At 59.4% G+C, this 8,281-nt stretch carries 7 protein-coding genes; 4 read left to right on the plus strand and 3 right to left on the minus strand.

The window, feature by feature from the left end; genetic code table 11:
* Window positions 1–2,238: YPDG domain-containing protein (locus HMPREF3171_RS03935; RefSeq protein ID WP_210385595.1), on the minus strand; the 2,238-nt coding region annotated here is incomplete at its 3' end.
* A 411-nt stretch (window positions 2,239–2,649) separates the two neighbouring features.
* Here HMPREF3171_RS03935 and HMPREF3171_RS03940 point away from each other — a divergent pair.
* Window positions 2,650–2,934 (plus strand): type II toxin-antitoxin system TacA family antitoxin, encoded by a 285-nt coding sequence (locus HMPREF3171_RS03940; protein WP_070422119.1) that lies wholly within the window; start codon window positions 2,650–2,652, stop codon window positions 2,932–2,934.
* Window positions 2,927–3,439 (plus strand): GNAT family N-acetyltransferase, encoded by a 513-nt coding sequence (locus HMPREF3171_RS03945; RefSeq protein ID WP_070422117.1) that lies wholly within the window; start codon window positions 2,927–2,929, stop codon window positions 3,437–3,439. Before HMPREF3171_RS03940 ends, HMPREF3171_RS03945 begins: the two co-directional genes overlap by 8 nt.
* Here the strand turns inward: HMPREF3171_RS03945 and HMPREF3171_RS03950 are convergent.
* On the minus strand, window positions 3,410–4,495 hold the full coding sequence (locus HMPREF3171_RS03950) for a hypothetical protein (protein ID WP_141743336.1): 1,086 nt from the start codon (window positions 4,493–4,495) through the stop codon (window positions 3,410–3,412). The two genes, HMPREF3171_RS03945 and HMPREF3171_RS03950, sit on opposite strands and share 30 nt — an antisense overlap.
* Before the next feature lie 245 nt (window positions 4,496–4,740).
* Entirely contained in the window at window positions 4,741–6,030 is a 1,290-nt protein-coding gene (locus HMPREF3171_RS03955; RefSeq protein WP_070451081.1) for an adenylosuccinate synthase, read from the minus strand.
* A 52-nt stretch (window positions 6,031–6,082) separates the two neighbouring features.
* Here HMPREF3171_RS03955 and HMPREF3171_RS03960 point away from each other — a divergent pair, with 52 nt between their 5' ends.
* Entirely contained in the window at window positions 6,083–6,886 is an 804-nt protein-coding gene (locus HMPREF3171_RS03960) for a hypothetical protein (protein ID WP_210385596.1), read from the plus strand.
* Window positions 6,887–7,187: 301 nt separating this feature from the next.
* Window positions 7,188–8,030 carry a PRC and DUF2382 domain-containing protein gene (locus HMPREF3171_RS03965; protein WP_070483112.1) on the plus strand — a complete coding sequence of 281 codons (843 nt, stop codon included), beginning with the start codon at window positions 7,188–7,190 and terminating at the stop codon, window positions 8,028–8,030.
* Window positions 8,031–8,281 lie beyond the last annotated feature (251 nt).

Consider the following 8,281-nt stretch of genomic DNA (forward strand, 5'->3'; position numbering starts at 1 on the left):
GTTCTCACCCGGGGTGAACTTCGTGCCCTCCGGCGGGGTGGTCGGGTTGCCATCCTTGTCCTTGAAGGTTGGCTTGTCCACCTTGACGTCCTCACCAGGCTTACCCGAACCATCCTCGTATACCGGCTCGTAGTCCAGGTTCTGGTTCGGAACCTTCGGGTTGGTGTCGTCGTCAATCTCCTTCTCATCCGGGATGCCGTCACCATCATCGTCTGGATCCTCGGTATCAGGTGTGCCGTCGCCATCGGTGTCCAGCTTGAACTTCGCAGTCGCGTCGTCGGTGGAACCATCCGGGTAGGTCACAACAACCGGAACGTCGAATTCCTCAACGGTGTCCTTGTTCAACTTGGATTTGTCCGGGAAGGTGACGGTGATCTCACCGGTGTTCTCGTCGATAGTGACCACGTAGCCCTCAGGAGCCTTGAAGTCCCCTGGAATTGCGAACTTGGAGCCCTCCGGAGCGTCGACCTTCTCCTCGGTCTCGTTGCCATCCTCGTCGACCTTGGTAAAGGTCGGAGCAGACTTCGTCTCCTCGCCCGGAACAACGAGCTTGTCCTCATAGGACGGGGTGTACTCGTCCGCGTCGCGGGTGACCAGCACGGTCCATGCGGAAACATCATTGCCGCCGGAAACCAGGACCACGTTGAAGAAGTCGCCCTTCTTCGCATCATCCGGGATGTCGAAGGTGCACGCTGCGACCTGGGCCTTGATGCCCTTGGACTGGTCGAGGTCGCACTCCTTGAGCACCTTGCCCTTAGAGTCACGCCACTCCACCTTCGACGGCAGCGTGGACAGATTGCCGTGGAACTCCGGGGTCACCGTAACACCAGGTGCAGCCGGCTTATCCGTCGCGTTGTAATCCGCCGTGATCGACACCGGGGTGTACGGCATGACCGCGTAGTTGACGTTGTACAGCGAGTTCAGTTCCTGGTACGGAAGACCGTTGAAGTTAATCGGCAGCTGGTTCTCGCCCGGGGAAGCCGCCGCCTTGAAGTTTCCACCGCCGTTAAAGCGCTGGAAGATCGGGGTGTGGAAGCCCGTGTAGCCGTTCTGGACCACACCGTCCTTGTTCTCCACCCACACGAACATGTGGTTCGGGTTGAGGATATCCTCGCGGACCTGGCCCTTCTCGTAGTTGCCAAAGCGCAGGGTGTAGCGGCCTTCGTTATCGGTCTTGCCGTAGACGGTCTTGAGGATGTACTCCGGATTATCCTCGAGCATCTGCTTGGTGGCCTCAGCCAACTTCGCCGGGTCGTTCTTGTACTGCTCGTGCAGCACCTGGTTTGCCGCGGCACCATCCTTGGTCAGGGTGGATGCGTAAACGGTGTAGCCGTCAGCGGCTTCGTCGATACCGTTGTACGACGGGCCGGTTGCCACGATGCCCTTGTCCGGGCCACCGGTCTCCAACCACACGCGACCGGAAACGGTATTCGGGACCTTGGTCTGGGTCGCGGCCAGATCGATCGGCCCCTCGGGGTCCTCGACGAGCTTGTCGCCCTTGGCGGCCATCCAGCTTTCCTTGTGGCTTGGCGGGACTTCCTGCAGGAACGCGGCCATGAGCTGGATGTTGCCGTCTGCTGCGACGAAAGAACCCAGCGGCCCTTCGACCACGCCGTTGAATGAGCCAGGGACGAAACCGTTGGCCTGGCGGAACATGACAACGTTGTTGCCACGCTCGTTGGTAAACGGCTCAACCCAGATGCGGTGCTTCTGGTCCGTACGGGCAGACCACGTGTGCTCACGGCCAAGCTTGTCGGTCCAGGTAATGCCCTTATCGCCAGTACCGAACGCGAACGTACCCTGACCACCGTTACCGCCGACTACGTCAGGCAGCGTGTGCGTCTGCGCCTTGAAGATCGGCGAGTACGAACCATCCTTGTCACGGAACTGCGCATAGACGGTGATGCCGTCCAGCTTCACGTTGCCGTTGTCATACGCGGCACCCGGGTTACCGCCAGGAGTGGCCATGTAGACGTGGCCCGAGATCAAGCCCTTACCAACACCGTGTGCATCAGTCAGGTTCGCGGCCTTGGTGACACGACCGCTGGCGATCATGTCCGCATCAATGATTCCGTTCTCATCAACCACCGGAGCAGGCGAATTCTGCTCAGACTCAGCAGCAGGCGCTTCCTCCCGAGCGAACGCAACTGGCTGTGCGAACGGCGCAACCAACGCAAACGACAGCGCGGCTGCGGCAATGGAAGTGCCGCGGCGGCGGGAAATGTAGTTCTTCTTCACCGAAATTCCTTCCCTCGAAAATGATCCTTCGGTTAGATACGTGCATCTCTTTGTACGCTGAATTTGACACCTGTCACACAGAGACGACATAGCCGAGCGTAAGGAGTTAGACAAGTGTCCGTAATATTTTGTTTCTTTCACTTGATAATGCTTTTAATTCTTTAAGCTTCTTCAAAGCGTTCGCACCGCTCCACATGGCAAAACCCGCACCGCAATCCCCTTTTTCTTAGGTTGTGAGTTTTTGCATAGGGTCGCTTGCTGACGGTGGGGTTGGTGACGATCACATAGTGCCATCAACGCACGTTCTCACCCCTCAACTTGAGGCGCGAGGCAGCGTGGCGTACATTGTGCGCACAGGTTCTACACGTTGCTTGAAGACCTCACCACACAAAAGTAAGGACAGTGGTCCCTATGACTCAGCCAAAAGTTAAGCGACTTCACCTCAGGACAACAGAGGTCCAGGACGAGACGCTACGAAGTGCCGCCGAAGCCCAGGATGTTCCGGTGTCCGATTTCGTGCTCGGCAGCGCAATGATCGAAGCGGAAAAGATTCTTGCCGATCGCCGTTGGTTCGAATTGAGCGACGAAGACTTCGCCAAATTCGAGAAAGCCCTCGATACCCCCGTCGACGGCACGAAACTAGCGCGCCTTCTCGCATCCGACTCCGTCTTCGGAAAGGAGTTCCACCTTGACTAGGGACATCATCCAACCTCCGCGAACGATCGAAAAGGAAGATGATGTTGCAGGTTTCTCCTGCGGGGTGGAAAGCCTAGACAAGTGGCTCAAAGAAAACGCTTGGAAAAACCAACGCGCCAACAATTCTGTCACCTACGTGACAACGCTTAACGACAAGGTAGTTGGTTACTACGCTCTCGCATCGGGCGGAGTCAGCCGAGATGCCCTGCCCAAGCGATTCCGCAACAACCGTCCCAAGGATGTTCCGATCATCCTTCTGGGGCGGTTCGCTGTCGATTCGCGCGCTCAAGGCAGACAACTAGGCAAATCCCTATTACAGGACATGTTTAGACGCGCGATCGCCGCAGCGGAGATAATCGGTGCGGCAGCGATCCTCATCCACGCACACGATGAAAGCGCAAAACAGTTCTACCTCCATAACGCTAACTTTCATGAAATGCCAGGAGAACCGCTCCATCTCCTCCTGCCGGTGGAATCACTGATCCAACAAGCCCAGAACTCTTAGCATGCGGCGCCTCCACGCTTCCAACTCAATCGGCACAACGGTAGGCGTATCCCTCAGGGTTTCAGGCTCCCACAACCACATCGATCCCGTCGGCATACCGGCGGGCAAAGCATCAATCAGAAACTGGATACTCTCTAGTGGCGCATCCCTATTGCAGCGGTATGAAGCGGCGACGAGATTGAAATGATTGAGCGTGCTGACCAGCGACCCCTCCTCTACCGGTTGGTAGAGCTTCAACGTCTCCAAGGCGCGCTCCGGGTTTTCTCCAATAATGCAGAACCCGAAGTTTCTCTTCACCTCTGGCTCATTAGGAAACAGGTTTACGTTTTCACTTGCCAGGTTGACCGCCTGGTCCACGTCACCTTTGTCTAATGCGGCAATTACGGATTTCTGTGCTTTCTCCAGCTCAGCCAATGGCCCCCGCTGATAGGGCGCAATTTGTGAAGTCGCGCGCCTAGCGAGCTCTTGGGTTACATCAAACAAAGAGACTCTGCGTTCCTCCAGAAGACCAACGTCAAATTGGGCTAATCCCTGAACCGCACCGGGCTTCGTTATGAAAGTCAGCTCCCACAGCAGGGACTCACTAGCCCACTCGTCTAGATACGTTTTTGTAAACCGCTCACATACCCAAACCGTTGCGTCACGGCCATTGAGCAAAAACAGATCCTCATCATCGGCAAGAGACTGGTCTGTTGAGTAACGCCACCCAACGAGATGCGCAATAGGCGCCTCTTGAAGCCAACGTTGCACCTCCCGAACAAAAGACCCATTCATCGCCCTAGCTCGGGCCAAGCTCCGGTCTCCTGCTGCTACGCCTTGAAGCTCTGGACTTGCAATAAGAAGATCAGCCCATTCTCCCAGAAGCAGTTCATCACTCCCGCGTTCTTTTTCCAGCACGAGCTGCCGGCACGCTAACGCTCCTTCAAGGACAAAATCGATCAACATCGGCCCGAATCCAGTTCGGATGATCGCATCGGCGGACAGACCGCGATCGGCCAACTTGCCAAGTGCGGACGTGATTTGAGTATCACGACGCAACCTGTCTGGGACGTTCAATCGCCGCAGATTGTCCGAGACAAGCCGAAGGAGCTGCGCAGTCGTCCAGCAGCTCGTTGGCTCACCCGGGAGGTGCACATAATCTGCCCCTACGCCCTCTGAGTGATCAGCCGAGGAAACGAGTAACTCACTTAGTGTTTCACAAGTCCGTAGCCCGTTGCACAACCGATGGTCAGTGACGCTACATTCTTGGCTGGCAGCGGCAACATAATCGGCCAGATCACGTCCGCCCTGTGCCACTTTCCCTACCGCTCCATGATGTCGTGGCGCACGATGGTCTGGTCGCGGCCCGGGCCGACACCGATGTAGGAGATCGGCGCGCCGGAGAGCTCCTCAAGGCGCAGCACGTAATCCTGGGCCTTCTGCGGCAGCTCCTCAAAGGTGCGGCAGCCGGTGATGTCCTCGTCCCAGGCGGGCATCGTCTCGTAGATCGGCGTTGCGTGGTGGAAGTCGGTCTGGGTCATCGGCATTTCGTCGAAACGCTTGCCGTCCACGTCGTAAGCCACGCAGATCGGGATCTCGCCGATGCCGGTGAGCACGTCGAGCTTGGTCAGGAACAGGTCCGTAAAGCCGTTGACGCGGGAGGCGTAGCGCGCGATCACGCTGTCGTACCAGCCGGTGCGGCGCACGCGGCCGGTGTTCACGCCAACCTCACCGCCGGTGACCTGCAGGAACTCGCCCCACTTGTCAAACAGTTCCGTCGGGAACGGACCCGCCCCAACGCGGGTGGTGTACGCCTTGATAATGCCCAGCACGCCCGTGATGCGAGTCGGGCCGATACCCGCACCCACACATGCGCCGCCGGCGGTCGGGTTCGAGGACGTCACGAACGGGTAAGTGCCGTGGTCCACGTCCAACATGGTGGCTTGGCCGCCCTCCATGAGGACGTGCTTGCCGGCGGAGAGGGCGTCGTTAAGCATGCGCTCCGCATCAATCACCATCGGCTCGAGGCGCTCCGCGTAACGACCGAAGTAATCCATCGTCTCCTCGACCGAAATCGCGCGACGGTTATACATCTTGACCAGCATCTGGTTCTTCACATCGAGCGCAGACTCGATCTTCTGGCGCAGGATGGACTCGTCGAAAACGTCCTGCACGCGCAGGCCCACGCGAGCGACCTTGTCGGCGTAGGTCGGGCCGATGCCGCGACCCGTCGTGCCAATCGCGCGCTTGCCCAAGAAACGCTCCTGCACACGATCCAACTGCTGGTGATACGGCGCCACCAAATGCGCATTCGCACTGATCTTCAACCGCGACGCATTCGCACCGCGCGCCTCAAGGCCGTCAATCTCCTCGAACAACGCCTCAAGGTTCACCACCACACCGTTGCCCAGAATCGGGGTAGCGTTTTCGGACAGGACGCCGGCGGGCAGCAACTTCAGCTCGTACTTCTCCCCACCGACAACCACCGTGTGCCCAGCGTTATTACCGCCGTTGGGCTTAACCACGTAGTCGACCCGACCGCCGAGAATGTCAGTTGCTTTGCCTTTGCCCTCGTCGCCCCACTGGGCGCCCACGATGATGATGGCGGACATCACGCACTCCTTAAATATGGCGTATGAACGGGCATATTGTACCGTGAGCGCCATGCGGCTCATCCACTGCGCATGCGGCGCGTCCCCCGAACCCTCAATTCCGGGCGCAGAAACGTTCCAACTCCCCGCGCACCCCACCCAGCGCGACCTCAAGTTTCTCGACGCCATCGCGCGCGAAGTGCTCCCCTCAGATCCCACCCCGTCGCTTGACGAGATCCAGAAAAACCCCGCCGTCGACCACCTCGGCGCACCCACGTTTGCGCCGCAGCAACCCTCTGAGCCGTTGCGTGTTGTGGTGTCAGGCAGCGACCGCGCCCTCGGGCTCGTGCTCACCCGCCTGATGCGCGCGGATTGCATGTGGGTGGAGGTCGGGTACGTGCCCGCGGATCCGCAATCGCCCGCGGCGGTGCTCTGGGGCGCGGGGTCTGTGGACCTTGCCGTGGACGGGCCCGTGCGGCCCATCCCCTGCATCCGCACCGACTTCGGTGAGGTCGTCGCAGGTTCCGCGGAGCTCTTTACTGACGACGGCGCCACGCCCTACTACGGCGAAGTCGTCGTCGACTCGGACGTGCTGGTCCACCCCGGCGTCGAATACGGCGCACGCCTCGTGCCCACCGTCGACGCGCCCGGCATCGCCGCCGCCCCCTTCACCAGCCCACTCGTACCCACCCGTCGCTTCCTACGCCGCCAACCCGTCGCACGCCTCGACGGCAGCCGCACCCTCACCGGGCGCGCCCTGCAATCCGGCGGCAATGAGATCGCAGTGCGTATCGACGACCACCTGCGCCCCCGGCCCGTCTCCCGCGTCACCTTCTACCGCCACCTGCGCGACATCCAAGCGGTCCGTTCGGCATAGTTTCAGGAATTATATTCACGCTCTGGCGGACTTCACATTTCGCGTTTTCTCTATGCGATTGGTAGCTCGCTGTTACCTAACTGACACATTGCGTTCATTTCGCTGAACGTTTTGCCACCTTTCAGATTTTCGTTTCCGCTGGCTGTTGGCGGTTTCCATGGGACTACCTGAACTTGTCGTGTTTGTCGCTCGAACACCCGTTCTACTTTTCGAGGCTCAGGTTGGGTCCGCTGCCAGAACGGTTGATCGTCGTTACGGTCGGAATCGTTCTCGCAACAACAAATCAAAAGGAGAAACAACAATGACTAACCTCAACCGCATCGAGGATCTTGCAAACGCAACCGCATACGACGTCAACGGCGACAAGGTCGGCGGCGTCAAGGACGTCTACGTCAACGACTCCACCGGCCAGCCGGACTTCGTCTCCGTTAGCCACGGCCTCTTCGGTGGCGGCGACTCCATCGTCCCGCTGCGTGGCCACACGCTTCGCGACGGCGACCTGCACCTCGCATTCTCCAAGGACCGCATCGAGGACGCACCGGATCTCGACGAAAACGGCCACCTGACCACCCAGGACCAGGACGCCTTCTACCGCCACTACGGCCTGGAGACCACCGAGGACGTGACCACCTACGAGACCGGTAAGCACGCCGCTGCTGGTGCCGGTGTCGGTGCTGCTGGTGCTGCGGGTGCTGGTGCTGCGGGTGCCGCGGCCGGTGAGCGTGGCGTCGTCGATAATGAGCGCGCCGCTGCCGCAGACCGCACCACCGACGTCGACGGCGAACTGATCCGCTCCGAGGAGCAGCTCAACGTCTCCAAGGACCGCGTCGAATCCGGCCAGGTCAGCCTGCGTAAGTACGTCGTCGAGGAGACCGAAACCGTCGAGGTCCCGGTCGAGCGCGAGGAAGTCCGCATCGTACGCGAGCCGATCACCGACGCAGACCGCGCAAACTACGACGGCAACATCGGCGAGCAGGAAGCATCCGTCACGCTTCACGAGGACCGCGTCACCGTATCCAAGGAATCCGTCCCGGTAGAGAAGGTTTCCCTGGAGAAGGACACCGTCCGCGACACCGAGCGCGTCTCTGAAGAGGTACGCAAGGAGCGCTTCGAGACCGACGGCGTCGTCGAAGACAACAAGTAAAACCTGTATAGGGGTTTAGCCCCTGGCGTTCGCCCCTGGCTTTCGCCCCGGTTGGGAATGTTCCTAACCGGGGCTTTTTGCTGTTCGTTTTGCTGATCGTCTAGCTCGGCTAGGCTCCCTACTAGACGATCAGCATTCGGGTTCGAAGTTTTCCCAGGTGATATTGCACATGATGTTCGGTAGCGGCGAGATCGTCTAGTTGTGCCGCGAGGGAGCTAGACGTGTTATGTCCATGAACATTTTGGACATGG

Origin of the sequence: Corynebacterium sp. HMSC08F01, from assembly GCF_001807545.1 — a bacterium.
Lineage (GTDB): Bacteria > Actinomycetota > Actinomycetes > Mycobacteriales > Mycobacteriaceae > Corynebacterium > Corynebacterium coyleae.

Excerpts from the sequence above, each read along its gene's own strand:
- HMPREF3171_RS03955 (WP_070451081.1), bottom strand. The coding sequence starts at position 6,030 with ATGTCCGCCATCATCATCGTGGGCGCCCAGTGGGGCGACGAGGGCAAA.
- HMPREF3171_RS03965 (WP_070483112.1), top strand. The coding sequence starts at position 7,188 with ATGACTAACCTCAACCGCATCGAGGATCTTGCAAACGCAACCGCATAC.
- HMPREF3171_RS03960 (WP_210385596.1), top strand. The coding sequence starts at position 6,083 with ATGCGGCTCATCCACTGCGCATGCGGCGCGTCCCCCGAACCCTCAATT.
- HMPREF3171_RS03940 (WP_070422119.1), top strand. The coding sequence starts at position 2,650 with ATGACTCAGCCAAAAGTTAAGCGACTTCACCTCAGGACAACAGAGGTC.